The sequence below is a fragment of the Blautia sp. AM23-13AC genome, from assembly GCF_003435675.1.
GTDB classification, from domain to species: Bacteria; Bacillota; Clostridia; order Lachnospirales; family Lachnospiraceae; genus Fusicatenibacter; species Fusicatenibacter saccharivorans.
The window spans coordinates 370,191-390,931 of sequence record NZ_QTUL01000001.1; the positions used below are offsets into that span (position 1 = coordinate 370,191).

14 protein-coding genes are annotated in these 20,741 nt (G+C 49.7%); 3 read left to right on the plus strand and 11 right to left on the minus strand.

The features are described from left to right. Positions 1-79: 79 nt before the first annotated feature. Positions 80-1,540, minus strand: a complete 1,461-nt coding sequence (locus DW642_RS01700; RefSeq protein WP_158554953.1) for an aminotransferase class I/II-fold pyridoxal phosphate-dependent enzyme — start codon at positions 1,538-1,540, stop codon at positions 80-82. A 114-nt stretch (positions 1,541-1,654) separates the two neighbouring features. Continuing rightward, positions 1,655-2,719, minus strand: a complete 1,065-nt coding sequence (locus tag DW642_RS01705; protein ID WP_117509070.1) for a branched-chain amino acid aminotransferase — start codon at positions 2,717-2,719, stop codon at positions 1,655-1,657. 278 nt (positions 2,720-2,997) lie between these two features. Between DW642_RS01705 and DW642_RS01710 the strand changes: the two genes are divergently transcribed. From DW642_RS01710 to DW642_RS01720, 3 genes are all read left to right on the plus strand, one after another. Beyond that, entirely contained in the window at positions 2,998-3,366 is a 369-nt protein-coding gene (locus tag DW642_RS01710; protein ID WP_117509071.1) for a DUF1292 domain-containing protein, read from the plus strand. 218 nt (positions 3,367-3,584) lie between these two features. Beyond that, positions 3,585-3,908: a helix-turn-helix domain-containing protein gene (locus tag DW642_RS01715; RefSeq protein WP_055218165.1), complete on the plus strand. Its 324-nt coding sequence runs from the start codon at positions 3,585-3,587 to the stop codon at positions 3,906-3,908. 189 nt (positions 3,909-4,097) lie between these two features. Further along, positions 4,098-7,691, plus strand: coding sequence for an ABC transporter ATP-binding protein/permease (locus DW642_RS01720; RefSeq protein WP_117509072.1), 3,594 nt, complete (start codon positions 4,098-4,100; stop codon positions 7,689-7,691). A gap of 94 nt (positions 7,692-7,785) precedes the next feature. Here DW642_RS01720 and DW642_RS01725 read toward each other — a convergent pair whose 3' ends face one another. The 9 genes from DW642_RS01725 to aspS form a co-directional block, all read right to left on the minus strand. Further along, positions 7,786-9,096 (minus strand): M18 family aminopeptidase, encoded by a 1,311-nt coding sequence (locus DW642_RS01725; RefSeq protein ID WP_117509073.1) that lies wholly within the window; start codon positions 9,094-9,096, stop codon positions 7,786-7,788. Positions 9,097-9,336: 240 nt separating this feature from the next. Then, the gene (locus DW642_RS01730; RefSeq protein WP_117509074.1) at positions 9,337-11,262 is read right to left on the minus strand and encodes an ABC transporter ATP-binding protein; all 1,926 of its coding nucleotides are present in this window, start codon (positions 11,260-11,262) and stop codon (positions 9,337-9,339) included. 3 nt (positions 11,263-11,265) lie between these two features. Further along, positions 11,266-13,014 carry an ABC transporter ATP-binding protein gene (locus DW642_RS01735; protein WP_117509075.1) on the minus strand — a complete coding sequence of 583 codons (1,749 nt, stop codon included), beginning with the start codon at positions 13,012-13,014 and terminating at the stop codon, positions 11,266-11,268. Then, complete coding sequence (locus DW642_RS01740; protein ID WP_242991099.1) at positions 13,008-13,469, minus strand: MarR family winged helix-turn-helix transcriptional regulator; 462 nt, start codon at positions 13,467-13,469, stop codon at positions 13,008-13,010. The genes DW642_RS01735 and DW642_RS01740 overlap by 7 nt, the downstream gene beginning before the upstream one ends. Before the next feature lie 236 nt (positions 13,470-13,705). Further along, the gene (locus DW642_RS01745; RefSeq protein WP_117509076.1) at positions 13,706-15,493 is read right to left on the minus strand and encodes a cobaltochelatase CobT-related protein; all 1,788 of its coding nucleotides are present in this window, start codon (positions 15,491-15,493) and stop codon (positions 13,706-13,708) included. Between the two features lie 11 nt (positions 15,494-15,504). After that, positions 15,505-16,416: an AAA family ATPase gene (locus DW642_RS01750; RefSeq protein ID WP_117509077.1), complete on the minus strand. Its 912-nt coding sequence runs from the start codon at positions 16,414-16,416 to the stop codon at positions 15,505-15,507. Between the two features lie 185 nt (positions 16,417-16,601). Next, complete coding sequence (locus tag DW642_RS01755) at positions 16,602-18,059, minus strand: radical SAM protein (RefSeq protein ID WP_055226489.1); 1,458 nt, start codon at positions 18,057-18,059, stop codon at positions 16,602-16,604. 230 nt (positions 18,060-18,289) lie between these two features. Next, the gene (locus DW642_RS01760; RefSeq protein WP_117509078.1) at positions 18,290-18,748 is read right to left on the minus strand and encodes a hypothetical protein; all 459 of its coding nucleotides are present in this window, start codon (positions 18,746-18,748) and stop codon (positions 18,290-18,292) included. Between the two features lie 323 nt (positions 18,749-19,071). Next, positions 19,072-20,406, minus strand: a complete 1,335-nt coding sequence (gene aspS, locus DW642_RS01765; protein WP_330410080.1) for an aspartate--tRNA(Asn) ligase — start codon at positions 20,404-20,406, stop codon at positions 19,072-19,074. Positions 20,407-20,741 lie beyond the last annotated feature (335 nt).

Sequence of the window (20,741 nt, forward strand, 5' to 3'; positions counted from 1 at the left end):
GCAATTCATCTCCTTTTCCTTACAGTCTGTTCTCTGCGGTTTCTGTTGCAAAACGCTGGGAACCGACTTCCGTTTTCTTTTATTCCTCTTTCAGAACATACAGCACTTCCAGCGACGCATCCGACGGTCCGTGAAATTCGCAGCCGTCTGCTTTATACTGGCGCATCAGTTCCAACATTTCTCTGCTGTACCGCTCGCCCGGGCAGATGAGCGGGATTCCCGGCGGATATGGGGCTGCCATCTCGGCTGCAATTCGTCCCTCCGCTTCTGCAAACGGAACGGCTTCCTTCTCCGCAAAATATGCCTCGCGCGGTGTCTTTACCATCTCCGGCAGGCTGCGGAACAGCCACTGCTTTTCTGTAAACTTCGTCCGCCCCGTCGTTTTCCCGCTCTCTGCTGCCGAAATTCCTGCCAGCGCATCGATCAGCCGTGTGATATCTTCCTCGCTGTTTGCCCAGGTAATAACGCAGACCACGTTCTCCTCGTCGGCAAGCTCTGTACTGACGCGGTATTCCTCGTACAGACGCACCTGCAGATCGTAGCCGGAAATACCAAGTTCTCTTGCCGAGAATACAAGACGCGTCAGGTCGATCTTCCATACGCCGCACGTTCCTTCCATCTCGGTCCCAAGAACTTCGATTCCTTTGATCTTTGCAAGCTCCTGCCGCGCCCTCTGGCCGAGTTCCAGCGCGCGTTCCATTCGCTCTTTTCCGTGCAGCGCCATCCCGCGCCGCGCCGCATCGAGGGATGCCATCAGAAGGTAGGACGGCGATGTACTCTGTACCATCTGCAGATTGGCGGCCACTCTTGCCTCATCGAGACGGCCAGAACCGAGTGATAAGAAGGAGCTCTGTGTAAAGGAACCCGCCGTTTTGTGGATACTCTGCGCGCAGGCATCCGCACCACTTTCCAGTGCGCCGAGAGGAAGCTGTTCGGAAAAATAGAGGTGCGATCCATGTGCTTCATCGACAAGAAGCGCTGCGTTGTGACAGTGACAGATTTCTGCGATCGCCTGCAGATCACTGCAAAGACCGTAGTACGTCGGGCTGACCAGAAGTACGGCTTTCGCATCCGGCGTTTCCGCGAAGGCTTTTTCGATCGTCTCCGGCGTTACGCCGCCCCACATCTGCCATTTCGTGCTGTACTCCGGCATCACATAAACCGGTGTGGCTCCGCTTAAAATCAGGCCCATCAGCACCGATTTGTGCACGTTTCGCGGAACAATGATTTTTTCGCCCTCTTTCACAGACGAAAGCACCATCGCCTCGTTGCCGCATGTTGTGCCGTTGACAAGAAAAAAAGTTTTTTTTGCCTTCCACGTTTCCGCCGCCAGTTTCTGCGCCTCTGCAATCACGCCCTCCGCGTGATGCAGATCGTCAAGCCCTTCTGCCTCCGAGAGGTCATACGCCGCAAGCGACGCTCCGTTTAACGTCTCATCCAGCCCGCGCTCAAACCGGTGTCCCGGAATACGGAAATAGGCCGGTGCTTCCTCCCGGAACTGTTGTAACGCCTCCACAAGAGGCATTCGATTCTGATCCATTCTGCTTTGTTTCCTTTCAAACGATTTCTGAATCTTTTTCTGAAGCGAAAGAATCCTCCCCGCACCGCTGTGCGGGAAGGACCCCCTTATCTGCATTTTTCTGTTTTATATGGTTTATTCTACCGGAGTAGTCCAGCCATATTTATCTTCCAGTTTACCCCACTGGATACCGGTCAGGGTATCGTACAGTTTCTGGGTCAGCTCACCGATCTTGAAGTCATTTACAACAACAGAATCGTCCTTGTATACAAATTCACCAACCGGAGATACAACTGCTGCTGTACCAGTACCAAATGCTTCTTCCAGTGTGCCGTCATGACCTGCTTTCATCAGATCGTCAACCGACAGATGTGTTTCGTTTACTTTATATCCCCAGTCTCTTAAGATATGGATCAGGGAATCACGGGTTACGCCCGGAAGAACAGTTCCTTCCAGCGGTGCGGTGTAGATTTCGCCGGCAATCTTGAACATGATGTTCATGGTTCCAACTTCCTCTACATATTTACGATGTACGCCGTCCAGCCACAGAACCTGGGTGCATCCCATCTTCTCTGCTTTTACCTGGCCTGCGATGGAACTTGCATAGTTACCGCCGCATTTTGTAAATCCTGTGCCACCTTTGACTGCACGAACATATTCATCCTCAACCAGGATCTTAACCGGGTTGATGCCCTCTGCATAGTATGCTCCAACCGGAGTGGTGATGATAACGAATTTGTAGGATTTTGCCATATGTACGCCAAGGCTTGCCTCAGTAGCGAACATGAACGGACGGATGTAAAGAGATGTACCTGGCTCAGACGGTACCCAGTCTTCCTGTGCTTTAACCAGTGCTTTGACAGCCTCTACAAACATCTCCTCCGGTACGCCCGGCATGCAGAGTCTCTCGTTGGATTTAATCATACGGCGTGCGTTCATTTCCGGACGGAACAGCTGGATCTTTCCTTCTGCTGTTCTGTAGGCTTTCAGTCCCTCGAACGTTTCCTGTGCATAGTGAAGTACCATGGTTGCAGGATCCATCGGGATTCCGCCGTACGGTACGATTGCTGCATCATGCCATCCCTGCTCTTTGTCCCAGTCCATGACAAACATATAGTCTGTAAAGTGTTTTCCGAATCCAAGATTTTTCTGATCCGGTTTTTCCTGTAAATGTTCTCTTTTTTCAAATCTGATATCCATTTTTTGCCTCCCCGGCAGTTGAGGATAAGTTTGTTCAGCTGCCTGTATATTTAGATTCAATAGTGATAGTATAAAACTGTACCCGAAAACAGTCAATAGAAAATACGACTAATTTTTCATTTTTTCGTTCTTATTTATTGTATCTTTTCCGTATTTTCCTGTATCAGCCGCATTTTTTCTGCTTTCCCGGCACAGCCATTGTGTTTTTTTCTATTATCTGTTAGAATGGCAGACAAGAACCTGATAAGACTTGAACACGAAAAAGGAAGGTAATACAAATGAGTGAAGAATTATTCAACAGCGCATCCTGCAGCGGAGACTGCGCAGACTGCGGCAGCGACTGCCAGGATCTGGATCAGCCGACTGTTACCCTGACACTGGACGACGATACCGAAGTAAAATGTGCCGTACTGACCATTTTCCCAGCTCCGAACCAGAAAGAGTACATCGCTCTTCTGCCGCTCGATGAAAACGGCGAGAACGAAGACGGCGAAGTTTATCTGTATCGTTACTACGAAGAGAACGGCCAGCCGAACCTCGACAACATCGATTCCGATGAAGAGTACGAAATTGCAGCAGACGCATTCGACGAGCTGATGGATACCGAGCAGTTCAACGAGATGGAAGAAAATTCCACCGAAGAGTAAGAATCACAGACTTTGAAACGATTGCAGAACCCGGCGGGAGACCTTATTTTCCTGCCGGGTTTTTCTCTCTTTTTCTCTCAAATTCCCATTATTTCTTATTTGTACAGCTTTTCTGCATCTCTCTTTAAGATCTGTTTCTATTCTTTTACAGACGTATAATATATGTGAGTAGCAATTTTCATGCCGCTACATTACATAGGAATACGAGGTATCTTTTTATGAGAGATAAAGATGTAATACAGCACATTCAGGATTTATGCAAAGAGCGTTCCTGGACTTATTACCGTCTTGCAAAAGAGGCGGACATTCCCTATTCTACCTTAAATAATATGGTAAACCGCACCAATATTCCAACCATCCCTACCCTGCAGAAGCTCTGCGACGCTTTCGGCATCACACTTGCCGATTTCTTTCTCGACGAGCCGGATGCCCTGCAGCTTACCGAAGGACAGCAGGAAATCATTACGCTTTACAATAATCTTTCGCTGGAGAAAAAGAAAATCTTAAAGGCTTATATGAAAGGTCTTCTGATGGAAGTCTGACTTTTCCGGCATCATAAGTATCACAGATAAAGAAAGTTCCGTTTTTTGTTTTTCCGAAACAGAGGCGGAACTTTTTTTCTGTCGATAAACTTTTCTTAAATTTTTCTAAAGCCCGGGACTTTTCCCGTATTTCGTTGTAGAATAAAGGACAACTGTTCACATATTAATCACAGAAGGAGTTACCCTTTCATGCTACAGATTCAGCATATCAAAAAAGAATACCGGACCGGGACGCTGGTACAGAAAGCGCTCGACGATGTGTCCTTAAATTTGCGCGACAACGAGTTTGTCGCTATTTTAGGGCCGAGCGGTTCCGGAAAGACGACGCTTCTGAATATCATCGGCGGCCTCGACCGCTACGACAGCGGCGATCTGATCATCAACGGCATTTCCACGAAAAAGTATAAGGACCGCGACTGGGATTCCTACCGGAACCACACGATCGGCTTTGTCTTCCAGAGCTACAACCTGATCCCGCACCAGACCGTCCTTGCAAACGTAGAGCTGGCGCTTACCATTTCCGGTGTTTCCAAAGAGGTGCGGCGCAAAAAAGCAATCGCGGCACTTGAAAAGGTCGGTCTTGGAAAACAGCTCCACAAGCGGCCGAGCCAGATGTCCGGCGGTCAGATGCAGCGTGTCGCCATCGCCCGCGCTCTTGTCAATGACCCGGAAATTCTGCTTGCCGATGAGCCGACCGGCGCGCTCGATTCCGACACCAGTATTCAGGTCATGGACCTGCTGCAGGAAGTTGCCAAAGAACGCCTTGTCGTCATGGTCACACACAATCCGGAGCTCGCCGAGCTTTACGCCAACCGGATCGTCACCCTGCGTGACGGTGTGATCTGCTCCGACACGAACCCGTTTGAGCCGGATTCCGAAACCCTGCTTCCTCCCAAGCACAAAAACATGGGCAAATCGTCGATGTCCTTTCTGACGGCGCTCTCCTTAAGTTTTAATAACCTGCGCACCAAGAAAGCGCGGACCTTGCTCACCTCGTTTGCCGGCTCAATCGGCATCATCGGCATTGCACTGATTCTGGCACTCTCCTCTGGTGTCAACGAGTATATTCAGAATATGGAAGAGGAAACTCTCTCCGAATATCCGCTTCAGATCCAGAGCACCGGCTTTGACCTCACTTCGATGATGGTCGGCTCACAGAATGCCGGCAAAGACGCAAAAGATTCCGGCAAAAAGAATGAAATCAAAGTCCAGGAAGTCGTGACCAACATGTTCTCCACCATGAACTCCAACGATCTCGCTTCCCTGAAAAAGTACCTTGACGGCGGTGCGGACGGCATTTCCGACTACACAAATGCCATCGAATATTCCTACTCCGTCACGCCGCAGATCTACCGCGAAGACGGCGATTCCATCCGCCAGGTGCACCCGGACCAGTCGTTCCGCTCGCTCGGCCTTGGCGCAAGCTCCAACAGCATCATGTCATCCATGATGAGCACCAACGTCTTTTACGAGATGCCGGACACCGCTTCCCTGTACGAGAACCAGTACGACTTAAAAGCCGGACACTGGCCGGAAAACTATAACGAATGTGTGCTTGTCCTCACTTCCGACGGCGGAATGAGTGATTTTCTGCTCTACACCCTGGGGCTCCGCGATGCACTCGAGCTGGATGAGATGGTCCGCCAGTTTTTAAATGAAGAAACCGTCGAGACCCCTTCCTCCATCGGCACGTATTCCTACGATGATATTCTCGGCACCACGTTCCGTCTTGTGAACAGCGCAGACTGCTACGAATACGACAGTCAGTATCAGGTCTGGAAAGATAAAAGCGACAATGAAGACTATATGAAAAAACTCGTTGCCAACGGCGAAAAGCTCACAATCACCGGTATTGTCCAGCCGTCCCCTGACTCTGCCGCCTCTGCCCTGACCGCCGGCATCAATTACCCGGCATCGCTGACCCGCCACGTTGTGGAGGAAGCAAAGAAATCCGAGATTGTGAAACAGCAGATGGCGGACTCCTCCATCGATGTCTTTACGAATCAGGAATTCGGCACCGTGGATCAGAACAGCGGTCTTGATATGGATTCCTTTATCACTGTCGATGAGGACAAGCTGCAGAACGCTTTCCAGTTCGACGATTCCGCACTCTCCGGTGCTTTTTCCGGTGATTCCATGAACCTTGATTTTTCCAGCGCCTTTGCGGACGCCGGAAGCAGCATGGATCTCGCGGGTGCGATTGACCTCAGTCAGATCTCTCTTAATTTCGACGGACTGCCGCAGCTTGATCTTGGCCAGATTTTATCCGGGCTTACTCTCAATGTCAGTGAAGACGGCATGCAGGAACTGGCTTCCAGCCTCATGGAGGGCTATCAGGGCTACGCCTCGGAGCACCCGGAGGCGGATTATTCCCATTTACAGGAGGATTTCGTCTCCTACATCAATTCCACGGAAGCACAGGAAATCCTGCGGCGCCACATCCAGACCATCATTGCAGACGGCGGCGGTGTTTCCATTACACAGGAACAGATCCAGGAACTCATTCAGCGGATCTTCAAAGGGTATCAGGCATACCTGATCAAGATGGGCTACACCGATCCGGAACAGTTTGATGCTTATCTTGCGGAGTATCTGCAGACCGAAGAAGCTGTTCAGATCATCAACGACTGGATTTCCGAGGTGATGCAGAACAACGGCAATATCGAAATTACATCCGACCAGCTCACTGCGCTTGCGACGGAGCTTTCCAACGGTTATCTCGCTTACGTGAAGGAGAACGGCCTGCCGGATCCGACGGAGATGGGCCAGCACTTTATCGCCTACCTGAACACGGCGGACGGCCAGCAGCGGCTGAACAGCGGTATCACAAAAATCGTCGATCTCGACGGACTGCAGTCCCAGGTTTCTTCTGCGCTCACAAACTACATGGCAGGCGTTATGGGAAGCTACTCCGCTTCTGTCGCCTCGGTTCTGCAGACACAGATCACTTCCGCGATGGAACAGATGATGACGCAGATGGCCTCTGCAATTCAGTCCGAGATGGAGCGCGCCATGACGCAGGTCGGTAATTCTCTGCAGGATTCGATGGGCGATGCCATGAAGATTGACACCGATGCCTTTGCAAGTGCCTTCCAGATGAATATGACTGAGGATGATATGAAGGAGCTCTTCGCTTCTCTTAGTTCTTCCGGCTCTTCCACCTATGAGGGCAATCTGCAGAAACTGGGCTACGCTGATTTTGACGAACCCTCTTCGATCAGCATTTACCCGAAAAACTTTGAGAGCAAGGAACACGTTGTCTCCATCCTCGACGGCTACAATGACACGATGGAAAAAGAAGGCAAAAACGAGCAGGTAATCTCGTACACCGATGTGGTCGGCACTCTGATGTCCTCCGTCACGGATATCGTCAACATCATCAGCTACGTGCTGATCGCTTTTGTCGGCATTTCCCTTGTGGTTTCCTCGATTATGATCGGCGTCATCACCTATATCAGTGTTCTGGAACGTAAGAAAGAGATCGGTATCCTGCGCGCGATCGGTGCTTCGAAACGCAATATTTCGCAGGTCTTCAATGCCGAAACCTTCATCATCGGACTCTGTGCAGGACTGATCGGCATCGGGCTCTCGCTGCTTCTGATGATTCCGGGCAACCTTCTGATCCACCATCTGGCGGATACGACGAAGGTCAGTGCTTCTCTTCCACTCGTCCCGGCGCTTGTTCTGATTGCACTCAGCGTCGTTCTGACCCTGATCGGCGGTCTGATTCCGTCGAAGAAAGCGGCAAAAAGCGATCCGGTTACGGCACTCCGGACAGAATAATCTGATCCTTAAAACACACTTTGCAAGTACGCAAAAAGCGGCCGGCAGAGGCTTTTCAAAAGTCCCGCCGGCCGCTTTTTTCTATCTTAAACTTTTATTTTTCTTCCAGAGAAAATCCATGCTCTGTCCGCACCAGTGTCGTCTCATAGAAGGTCTTTGCGAACTGCACCAGATAAGCAGTATCTTTGGCGCCTGCCGTCTCATACGGGGAATGCATCGCAAGCTGAGCCATTCCGATATCCACGCTTGTCACCGAGACAAGAGAGTTCAGAATTGCGCCAAGCGTGCTTCCGCCCGGAATGTCGGCGTGGTTTGCGAATACCTGGCACGGTACGCCGGCCTTCTCGCAGAGCATCTTTGTTACTGCCTCGGAAACGGCATCCGTTGTATATTTCTGGTTTGCGCTCTGTTTAATGACAACGCCCCCATTCATGTATACGCGGCTCTTCGGATCGTATTTCTCCGCATGTGCCGGGTGGAAGGCATGTGCATTGTCAGCAGAAACAAGGAAGCTTCCCGCAAGATCTCTGTGATATGCAATCGTGTCTTTTCCACAGGCTGCATTGATATGCTGCAGTGTCTCTGTCAGGAACGAAGAATCCGCACCCTGCTTTGTGAGGCTTCCTACCTCCTCATTGTCAAAGATTGCGCAGACATTGACCTGGCCTGTTGCCTTTGCAGCAAGAAAGCCCTTTAAGGAGCCAAACGCGCTCTGCAGGTCATCCAGACGCCCACTGGATAAAAACTCTTTGCTGGCACCCCAGATGGATCCTTCCACTCGGTTATACAGATAAAGCTCCATGGAGAGAATATCCTCTTTTGCGGTATCCGGCAGAAACAGCTCGTAAAAATGATCTTTCGCTGTCTCATCACCGAGAATCGGGAGCATGTCGGTCTGCACACTGTATTTGATTCCGTTGTTGATGTCACGATTCAGATGAATCGGCAGATTCGGGATCGTCACCAGATCTCGTCCGGCATCAACCAGCACGGATTTCACGCTGTTTCCGTCACGTACCACCATGCGGCCCGCCAGGGAAAGCGGACGGTCAAACCATGGGGAACGGATCATTCCGCCGTAGCCCTCCACGTTCAGGCGGGTGTAATGACCATCCGTCACGAATGGGTCCTCTCCCTTTACTTTAAACGTCGGACAGTCGCTGTGGCTTGCGATGATCTGGTAGCTGGAAAATGCGCTCTCAGGGATCTGGAACGCAATCACCGAGGATTCATTTCTCGTCACATAATATTTTCCGCCCGGAACGAGACTCCATTCTTTTGTCTCCTCCAGTTTTGTATATCCATTTTCGTTCAGCAGATCGCCGGCTTCTTTTACCACATGAAACGGGCTTTTGCACCGCATGATAAAATCGAGCAGCTCCTGCGCTGTATTCAGGTATTCCATAGTTTTTCTCCTTTGCATATATTCAAACGCTTCTTCTATTTTATAAAATCCCGCTGTCTTTTTCAAGACCCAAAAACCTGTGGGAACTTACTGTATCACTCGCAATCATCATTTCGAAGCGGATATTCGCAATCCGCTTCGCTACTCGCACATAAAACCAGCCGCTGCTTCGCAAAAAAATCCCGCACAGACAGATTTTTATTTTCTGTCGTGCGGGACTTACTTTTTCCGTTTTTTCTGCTATGCGGAAACCTGATTTCCGGTATACAGCTGGTAATATTTTCCTTTCTGTTCCATCAGCTGATCATGGGTACCGCGCTCAATAATTTGTCCCTGCTCAAGAACCATGATACAATCGGCGTTTCGTACGGTGGACAGACGATGTGCGATAACAAAGGTTGTTCTTCCGCTCATCAGCTTATCCATACCATCCTGAACAATGCGCTCGGTACGGGTATCAATGGAGCTTGTCGCCTCATCGAGAATCAGTACCGGCGGATCTGCAATGGCTGCACGCGCGATCGCAAGAAGCTGCCGCTGACCCTGGGACAGATTCGCACCGTCTCCGGTCAGCATTGTGTCATAGCCCTGCGGCAGACGCATAATGAATCCGTGCGCATTCGCCAGTTTTGCTGCTGCTACAACCTCATCCTCCGTCGCATCGAGCTTTCCGAAGGCAATATTTTCTCTTACCGTTCCCGTAAACAGATGTGTATCCTGCAAAACAATGCCAAGCGATCTTCTCAGGTCATCTTTTTTGATCTTTCCAATGTTGATCTCATCGTAACGGATCTTACCTTTCTGAATATCATAGAAGCGGTTGATCAGATTGGTAATGGTTGTCTTTCCGGCTCCGGTAGAACCGACAAACGCGATCTTCTGACCCGGCTCTGCAAACAGCGATACATCGTGCAAAACAATTTTATCCGGGTTGTAGCCGAAATCAACATGTTCGAATACCACACGGCCCTGCAGCTCGCGGTAATCCACAGATCCATCTGCCTGGTGCGTATGCTTCCATGCCCATTTTCCGGTACGCTCTTTCGTCTCGGTGAGTTTTCCGTTTTCTTCCTTCGCATTGACAAGCGTTACATACCCCTCGTCCAGCTCCGGCTCTTCATCCATCAGTCGGAAAATACGTTCCGCTCCTGCAAGTGCCATAACAATTGCGTTCAGCTGCTGGCTGACCTGGTTGATCGGCATGTTAAAACTCTTGTTGAAGGTCAGAAAGCTTGCTAGACCACCGAGCGTAAAGCCACCGACGCTGCCAAGGGCAAGTGCACCGCCGACAATTGCACAGACAACATAGCTCATATTTCCAAGCTGTGCATTGATCGGTCCGATAACATTTGCAAACGCATTGGCATTGTAAGCACTCTCATACAGATTGTTATTAATTTCTTTGAATTTTTCGATATTCTCCTCTTCATGACAGAATACCTTGACAACCTTCTGGCCATCCATCATCTCTTCGATAAAGCCGTTGACTTTACCAAGATCCCTCTGCTGTTTTACAAAGAAATTTCCGGAAAATCCGGCCACCTTTTTTGTCACTCCCAGCATGATAGATACCATAACCAGCGTTGTAATCGTCAGCGGGATGTTCAGAATCAGCATACTGACAAAGACACTGACAATCGTGATTGCACTGTTGATGATCTGCGGGATACTCTGACTGATCATCTGACGCAGGGTATCAATATCATTTGTATAAATCGACATGATGTCGCCGTGCGCATGGGTATCAAAATATTTGATCGGCAGCTTTTCCATATTGCCGAACAGATCATTTCTCAGATTCCGCAGGGTTCCCTGGGATACATAAATCATGGTACGGTTCTGAACGAACGCAGCCACAATACCGATTCCGTAAAATCCGGCCACCCGCAAAATTGCGTGGAGCAGCGGGCCAAAATCCGGATCCGGCTGGGTCAGCATCGGCGTGATATAGCCGTCAATCAGCGTTTTCATAAACATCGTTCCCTGTACATTTGCCAGGACATTGACAAAAATCGCAATGACAACAGCGATGCAGTGTACCGTATAATCCTTTAATACATATTTCATAATTCTGGTAAAGATCTTCATCGGATTCTTGACCTGCGGTTTCACCCCTCTTGGAGGTCTTGCTCCCGGCCCCTTTACCTGCTGTACTCTCTCTGCCATTCCTTACTCACCTCTCTTTTCGTCAAAGTCTCCGCCGCCACCGGTCTGAGACTCATATACTTCGCGGTAAATTTCATTGGTTTTCAGTAATTCCTCATGGCTTCCAAAACCATTTACTTTTCCGTTCTCCATGACAATGATGCGGTCTGCGTCCTGCACACTGGAAATACGCTGTGCAATGATCAGCTTTGTCGTTTCAGGAATCTCAGTCAGGAATGCCTTCCGGATTTTCGCGTCAGTTGCGGTATCGACAGCACTTGTACTGTCATCCAGAATCAGCACCTTTGGTTTCTTCAGCAGTGCTCTCGCGATACAGAGGCGCTGTTTCTGGCCGCCGGATACGTTGGATCCGCCCTGCTCGATGTAGGTGTTGTAGCCCTCCGGCATCCGGTCGATAAATTCATCGGCGCAGGCAAGACGGCAGACACGCTTGCACTCTTCTTCCGAAGCATTTTTATCACCCCATCGGAGGTTGTCGAGAATAGTACCGGAAAACAGCACATTTTTCTGTAAAACAACGGCTACTTCATTTCGCAGCGTTTCCATATCGTAGGAGCGGACATCCTTTCCGCCGACCTTAACGGATCCATCTGTTACATCATACAGACGGCTGATCAGGTTGACAAGACTTGTTTTCGCACTTCCGGTTCCACCGATAATACCGATTGTCTCACCCGATTGGATGGAAAGATTGATATCCGAAAGAACCGGCTCGCCGGCTCCTTTTTTGTAGTTGAAATAGACATGATCGAAGGTAATGCTTCCATCCGGAATCGAAAAGTCCGGATTCTCCGGATTATCGAGATCACTCTTCTCATTCAGGACTTCTGAAATACGGCGCGCACTTGCAAGGCTCATTGTGATCATAACGAATACCATGGAAAGCATCATAAGGCTCATCAGAATGTTCATGCAATAGGTCAGAAGGCTCATCAGTTCTCCGGTCGAAAGACTGCTTCCGACAATCATTTTGGCACCGAGCCAGCTGATCAGAAGAATACAGCTGTACACGGTCAGCTGCATCAGCGGTGCATTAAAGGAAAGATTTTCTTCTGCTTTACAGAAAATTTTATAAATATTTTCGGACGCTTTATGAAATTTTCCTGTCTCATAATCTTCGCGCACATACGCTTTTACCACACGGATTGCGGATACGTTTTCCTGCACACTCGCATTTAATTCATCATATTTTGGAAATGCCTGCTCGAAATATTTGGTTGCAGACCGCATGATCAGAAACAGACACATTCCAAGAAGAATAACGGCCACCAGATAAATGCTCGCAAGGCGTGCATTGATGTAAAACGACATAATCATTGCAATGATCATACTCGCCGGTGCACGCATGCACATACGAAGGATCATCTGATATGCATTCTGCAGATTCGTCACATCTGTGGTCAGACGGGTGACAAGACCTGCTGTACTGAATTTGTCAATATTGGAAAAAGAATATTCCTGGATATTTTCAAACATGGCCTGACGCAGATTTTTTGCAAATCCGGCAGATGCCTTTGCTCCATATTTTCCGCCCATGATACCTGCAAACAGACCGATGGCTGCTGCCACTACCATGAATGCTCCCACCACGTAAATGTGATGGAGATCGCCTTTTTCTACACCGTTATCGATAATGGATGCCATCATAAGAGGAATGATCATCTCCATGATAACCTCCAGAATCATGAAAATCGGAGTGGCAATGGAGGCTTTTTTAAACTCTTTTACCTGTGCTCCAAGTGTTTTTAACATGATGTCTCTCCTAACATATTTTTTACGTTGTTTTTGACCTGATCGATGACACGGTAGAAAGTGTCAAGATCTTCTTTTGAAATTCCCGCAACCGTCTGTTCTTCCAGCATATCGATCATATCTTTCGTCTTCTCGTGAAGCTCTCTTCCGGTATCGGTCAGCACCAGTTTTTTCAGCCGCGCGTCATAGGGAACGGACTCCCGTTTGATGTAGCCCTTTTTCTCCATGAGCTTTAAAATGTTGGTCACGGTAGAGCGGCAGATCTTAAATTCCGCTTCAATATCTTTCTGGAAAATATCTTTGTGCTCGTTCCTGCACAGATAGCCCAAAATCCACCCGTGCATGGCCGTCAGTTCATCGACGCCCCGCTCTCTGGCGGCTGCCATCAGGTTCCGTGACATCATATTGTCCAGCGTCCGCAGTTCGTGGCCGATTTTTCTTTTTTTACAACACACGCTGCTTTTTTCCTCCTTTCCCCTTTGCTGCCGTCCCCATCTGTTCGTTATAAAACTGTTTGAATAAGGACTGTTCCATAAGCAACTGTTCTATAGATGACTGTTTCATATTAAACAGTTCGCTATAGAACATTCTAGGAGATTTTGTGGGAAATGTCAACCTGTTTGCGTAAAAAAATCGAAAAAAATGCTCCGGATAAAAGTTTTTCACTTTCCGCCCAGAGCATTCCGCTCGTTTATTCTTCGATTTTTCTTCTTAAATAGCTTCCCACCATATGGGAAAAGTTGCGGATATCGCGCGCATACGCGAAATCCTTGCCGAAAATCTTCTGCTCCGCCATAAGCTCCGTCTCCTCGCCTACAAAGACCCCAAGCACCGAGACACCCTGCTGCCTGAGGCGCCGCACCTCAGTTGCCGTGTCATGCAGTGCATAGTCATCCCGGTACGGCTTTGGATTTCTCGCATTCGGCCGGTTCACCAGCACATCGTACGGCTTTCCGTCGCTTAAGAGGATCAGCAGCTTCCGGTCCTCCTGGCGTTTTAAAAGATCCATCCCCGCCGCCTTGACAGCAAGCCCGTCGCGGTTGTTTGAGGATGTGATATACTCAAAAATATTGCTGTTCTTCTCCCGCGGATCGTCGTAATCGCGCATCCGGTGCAGGATCGTGTAATCCCAGAACGTACAGAAGCTCATCACGCGGAACGGGATGTGCAGGCGGCTTAAGGTCTCCGCCAGAATGTACGTCTGCAGTGTCACATTCTCCTGGCGCGGCCGCTGGGAACCGCTCGCATCTACGAGAATATCCACGACAAAATCCAGCGAATTCCGCCGCTGCTCCAGCCGGAACAGATCCGCATTCTGGCTCCGTCCCACCTTCCACATCCGCGCGGGCTGTAAAATTCCGTGGTCTGCATCCGCAAACGACTGATCCTCCTGCAGCAGCATCGCTTTTTTCAGTTCCTGATACAGCAGCGAAATGTTCTGCCGCACCGCGCGGTGCTGGTCGTAATAGGCATGAAGGTTTTTATCCTTCTGCTTCTGCGCGTAGGAGAGCTGATAATACTTTCCGACCGGATTTTTCAGCACACCCTCCGTGTAATAGAGGCTGCAGTCGCTGTGGATGCCGCGGCAGAGCTGGTAATTCCGGCTTTTCTCCTCACTCTCCGAGAGCCACGTTTTTCCGTAATTGCGCTGAATGTACTGATACATCCGTGCCAACGCTTTCTCATCGACGACAACGATCTTTTTGGTATCGCTTCCCGCTGTTTTTTCTTTCTTCTCTTCCGCCTCTTTTGATGTGAAATTTGTCATATCAAGCGAAACTCGCTCCAGATATGTCTCGAGCCCGTCCTCGTACAGTTCCTCCGAAAGGAAATCCTTCCAGGAATACTCGGTGAGCTCCTCGATCGTTACCGCAAGAATCGAGGCAAGATCACCGTGCTTTTTCACAAATGCGGGATCGACGACCTTATTGTACAGCTCGTCCGTCACCCGGATCAGTTCCATTGTATCCGCTGTTTCGGATGCGTGCTTCAGCAGCTCCATCCACTCCCTCGTTTTCCCCGAGTATGAAGGGCTTTTTCCCTCGTCCTCCTCTCTTCTTCCGCGTAGATACTCCAGTTTCAGGCGGCCTGTCTCATTTCTGGATAGAGTTTCAAAAGAGTGGTCCAGTATTTCCTCCGCTGCTCTCCTTCGAAAGCCCTTGACACCGGGGCGCTCGCTTTCGAGCCGCTTCGATACGGCCTCCTCCGTCACCAGCTGGGCGAGCATCATCAGTTCTCCCTCCGCTGCGCCGCTGTAAACCTTCTTCACCAGATACAGGCTGTAGGCTTCCCGATCAAAGTAACACGAAAAGGCGCCCTGGCGGATTGTGTCGTACAGTACCGTATCCGGCTCCTTCGCATACCGCTCCACATCCGGGTTCAGCTTCAGCGTGTAGTCGCCGCTGACAGTCCAGACGAGATTGCGGATCCGGCTTTCCAGCTCCATCTCATGCGTTTTTAATGTTTCCTCTGTCACCATACGTATTTCCTCTAAAAAATATCCTGCGGCGTCCACTCTTCCGGAATCCGCGTGCGCACGACATCCCGCACGATCTCTTTTTCAAACAGGTCAAAGCATTTATTGACAATGCCGATCTGCACCGCAAGATACGGGGACAGCCCCTGGCGCATCGTGCCGATCGCTCCGAACAGACCGCGGAGGTCGAGCGCGCGCGTGGTGATTTCCGCCTGTTTTGCCTTTTTCTGCAGATCGAGGTAAAGGCCGGCCAGCGCTTCGCGTGCCGCCGGTTTCAGATCCGGGAATTTTGACTGCATCAGATAAAACAGTGTCTCTTCTGTAAGCGGCGGCATGTCAATCACCAGAAAGCGGGACACCAGCGCTTCATTCAGCTCCCTCGTTCCCGCATAGCCGTAATTCATCGTTCCGATCATCCGCGCCGCCGGGTGAAGCGGAATTTTATCGTAGCCCGGCACATCGATGATGCGGCGGTAGTCGAGTGCGGCATGAAGAACACTGACCGCATCGTTTTTCGCCATGTTGATCTCATCGAGAATGCCAAAACCGCCTTCCTCTGCACAGCGGTAAATGCTGCCTTTCCGGAGTGTGACCTCCTGGTTCTGGAACGTATCGGTTCCGATCAGCTCGGCGCTTCCTGTGTTTACATGGAAGGAAACGTTGTACGTCGGTCTTCCGAAAACATACGCCAGTGTCTCTGCCAGCACGTTTTTTCCCGTTGCCTTCTCGCCGGTCAGCAGCAGATTTTCGCCCTGCAGCAGCGCGGCAATTGCCATCTCCAGAATCTCTTTTCCGAAAAACGGGATTTCCGGCGTGCTCATGCGGTTCTCTAATCCCCCCGCCACTGGATAGCTCTCGCGGAATTTCTGCACACTCTCAATTAACGCCCCGCTTACGCCCTGTTTCTGTAAAAATGAATCGTTCATCTTCTATTTTTTAATCCTCTCTGTCGTTAAAATATCGCTTTGCTTCTCTATAGTATACGGGATCCGGTCACTTTCTGCAAGACCGGACTTTGGCTCACTGCCCGCACAAAAAGACACCGGAAAACAGGTTTTCGTCCCATTTTCCGGTGTCTTGCTTCTATTTTATCTTCGATTCATCGATCGCATTATCCGCGGATTCCGGAAAGAATCTCCTCTGTGGAAGCTTTTGCCTCCTCGTCCAGGTTCTCTTTCTTATAGTTCTCATATCTCTGTTTGTGATGCGGATTCTCTGCCCACAGCTCGTCTGCGGCTTTTTTCCACTCAGCAGCATACAGATCACATTTTCCGCACAGATGCTCTGCGCTCTCCGGAGACTGCAGGTCGGTTGACTTCGCGCCGGTCTTCTCTACCATCTCACGCAGCAGTTCCGGATTTTCGAGCATCGGACATGGACGCAGGTGGTTGCGGTTGAACGGCTGTCCATCGCGGTATGCCTGGAACAGCGGCTGCTGCAGTGCTTCGATCAGGGAAACTTCGTTGATGTTGGCGCCGGAGTAATGGATGAAAACACACGGCTCCACATCGCCGTTTGCATTGATATGGCAGTAGTTTCTTCCTCCTGCGATACAGCCTCCGACGAACTCACCGTCGTTCTGGAAGTCCATAACAAAGATCTGTTTGTCGCTCTTATCGGAACGGATCTCACGCAGTCTGTGATAGATATATTTTCTCTGCTCAACCGTCGGCATCAGCTCCGGTGCAGCGTCCATGCCAACCGGCATGAAGTGGAAATACCAGCTGTAACGGCATCCGTGCTCGATCAAAAGATCCAGGAACTCGTCACTTGTAACGGTCTCGAGGTTTGCTCTTGTGTAGCAGATGGAAGTACCAAAAAGCAGACCGTGTTTTTTCATCAGATCCATGGCTGCCAGAACTTTATCAAAAATACCCTCGCCGCGGCGTCCGTCGTTGACCTCCTCGAAGCCTTCCAGAGACAGGGAGAAGGAGATATTGCCGAGCTTCTGAACCGCCTCACAGAACTCCTCGTCGATCAGGGTTCCATTGGTGAAGCAGTGGAATTCACAGTCATGATGCTCTTCTGCCAGACGCAGGATGTCTTTTTTGCGCACAAGCGGTTCGCCGCCGGTGAACATGTAGAAGTAGGTTCCCAGCTCTTTTCCCTGGCTTATGATATCAGAAAGTTTCTCATAGGAAAGATTCAGCTTGTGGCCGTATTCTGCTGCCCAGCATCCGGTGCAGTGCAGGTTACAGGCACTTGTCGGGTCCATCAGCATCGTCCATGGGATGTTGCAGTTGTATTTTTCACGGTTCATACGGATCTGTTTCGTTCCGACGAAAGCTGCCTGGAATCCCAGGTTCAAAGCAGTCATTTTGATCACCTGCGGATCCAGCTCGTCCAGTCCGCGGTTGACATACTGTACCCATTTGTTGTCCGGATTCTGTAGCATGGTGCGGATATTGTCGAACGTTTTCTCCGCAAACATATTTCCGGTAAATTTCTGTACAAAATCCGTCAGATTCAGCAGTGCTTTTGTTCTGTCATCTCCGTGGTTCACATATTTTAAAACACCATCGATCGCAGCGCCTGCAGCGGCTCTTTCTACTTTCATTTTTGCATCCATTGTTCACGATCTCCTTTGTAATAGTTTAATATTTTCGCCCGGAATTGATCTGGTTTTGAATACCACATCCTGGCTTTTTCCCATTATATTCTCCATATTTGGAAAATACAACCCAAAATTTCCTCGTTTTGGACATATCAAAAAAAGTGTCCCACAAGTGAACACTTTTTCCTGTTTTTCTCTTTCTGTTATGTTTCACATTGCATTTTCGGATTCACACAGGGCATTTCCTAATTTTCGATCAGAACCGCACGGATCGGGCCGCCGTATTTGTGTTTCTTTTGGATCGGCGCAGCCACGAGAAAATAATGACCAGAGGTCACTTTCTCCAGATTCAGATTTTCAACAATCACCGTGCCTTTTTTCAGTAACTGCTGATGAACATCATTCCCTGATGTCTCATTTCCGACGGTTTCCTGCTCCACACCGAGCAGCACCAGTTTTTTCTCTGCCAGGTAATCTGCCCCATCGCGTGTAATCTGCGCATCGCCGCGGATCAGGAGACGTTCACAGTCTTCTTCCATGACCTCCTCGAGCACTTCTCTTGTCACTTTTCCCTCAAGCTCCGCCACCTGACAGATGCCAAGTGACCGGTCGAGCGTCGTCTGCGCCGTTCCTTCCTCCGTCATCAGATGACGCGGCGCGTCCATTGCGGAAAACTGCTCTCCGGAAATGTCATATAATTTCATATTTTCCTATCCTCAAACCGGGAAACTCCCGTCTTTCTTTTTTCCAATATTTGCCGATACTGCCAGATTCTGCAGGCATCCAAACCTTGTTTAGTATAGCCTATTTTCGGACGCTTTACAAGGCTCATTTCTGCAAAAATTCTGACTTTTATACAGCAATCCTGTCTGCAATAAACAATTTGTCATTTTCACTCCCCTGATGTATAACAGAAATATCCAAACGGTTACGCTATCTTTCAAAAGGGAGGGAAATCTTATGAAACTCCGGCTAAGCCCGTGGATCTGCGCCACGGCTTCGCCGGAGTTTTTTACACTCTTCTGGTTTACGGAATCAGACGGTGAATGTCTCTTGGAAACAGGGATGCGTTCCGTACATTTTCAAATCCGAGAAGCCGTGCCGTAAACCGCTCCAGCCCAAGACCGAGGCCGCCGTGCGGGGGCATGCCGCAGCGGTGCATCATTAGATAGCTCTCAAACGCTTCAACATGCATGCCGCGGCTTTCGATCTTTTCCACCTGCGCCCGGTAATTGTGGATGCGCTGGCCGCCGGTCGTCACTTCCAGACCGCGGAATAGAAGGTCAAAACTTTCCGTCTCTGCCGGATTTTCTCTGCTGTCCATCGCGTAAAACGGGCGCTTGGCGCTTGGATAATGTGTAACAAACACGAAATCACTGCCCGTCGTTTTCTTCACATATTCGCACAGCAGTTTTTCCTCCTCCGGTTCAAAGTCCAGTTTCTCCGAAAAGGCTCTTTTGTATACGCGGCTCACCAGCTCTTTCGCCTCGGAAAAACGGATTCTCGGAATCTCCGTGATCACCGGCACCTCTGCTTTTAAAAGCGAAAGCTCCGCTCCGCATGTCTCCTGCAGCCGTCCAAATGTGTACCGCAGCATTTCCTGCTCCATCGCCATGATGTCCTCAAAATTCTCGATATAGCCCATCTCAAAGTCCACGCTTGTATATTCGTTCAGATGACGCGCCGTGTCGTGCTTCTCCGCCCGGAAGACCGGTGCGATCTCGTAGACACGCTCGAAGACGCCGACCATCATCTGCTTGTAAAACTGCGGGCTCTGCGCCAGATATGCCTGTTCGCCGAAATACGACAGGGAGAAGATATTAGCTCCGCCCTCGGCTCCCGCTGCTACGAGCTTCGGTGTGTGGATTTCGGTGAAGTGCTGTCCATCCAGAAATTCGCGGAACGCCTGACAGATCCTGGCCTGAATCTGGAAAACCGCGCGCTCTTTTTCATTTCGCAGCGTGATAGGCCGGTAGTCCAGCAGGTTCTCGATGGAAGTGTTGACCCGCTTCTGGTTGATGACAACCGGCGGTACTTCTTCCGGCTCGGAGAGGATTTCCACGTCTAACAGATGCAGGTCATACCCGCTTCTGGAACGCTCTTCACGGATCACCTCCGCGGTAAACCGGACACACGCCTCTTCTTTTAATTCCTCCAATGCAAACCGGGCATACGCCGGCTCGTACACGCACTGTACCATCTGCCGTTTCGTCCGAAGCAGCACAAATGCAAATGAGCTCATTTTTCGGATTTTGTAAATGCTTCCATGCAGCCGCACGATTTCGCCGATGTGTGCTCCTAACTGCTCTGCTTCGAGTTCCTCTGTTTTTCTTACTTTTACGGTATTCATTTCTGTCTTCATAGTCTTTTCTGCCTTTCTGTTCTGATTTTTCTTTATCGCCGCAAAATCAGCAGAAAATCCATATGGACATAATCTGTATGTCCCATACGATCACAACCCTTCTCTGATGTAAATTTCAAGTCATTCCCGCATGGATAAAAAATGGCAAAGAAAAACCACACGGGGTATTTCTTTTTCTCCCGGTGTGGTTTCCCTTTGCCTTATCTTCCACACAGGTACAACACAATCAGCGCCTGTACCTGTGAAGTATAGTAGTCTTCACTTTGATACAAGCGCTATCAATCGTCGTCCCTGTGCATCTGTACGCTGTGCATCTCGTTCATCGTTGATAACCT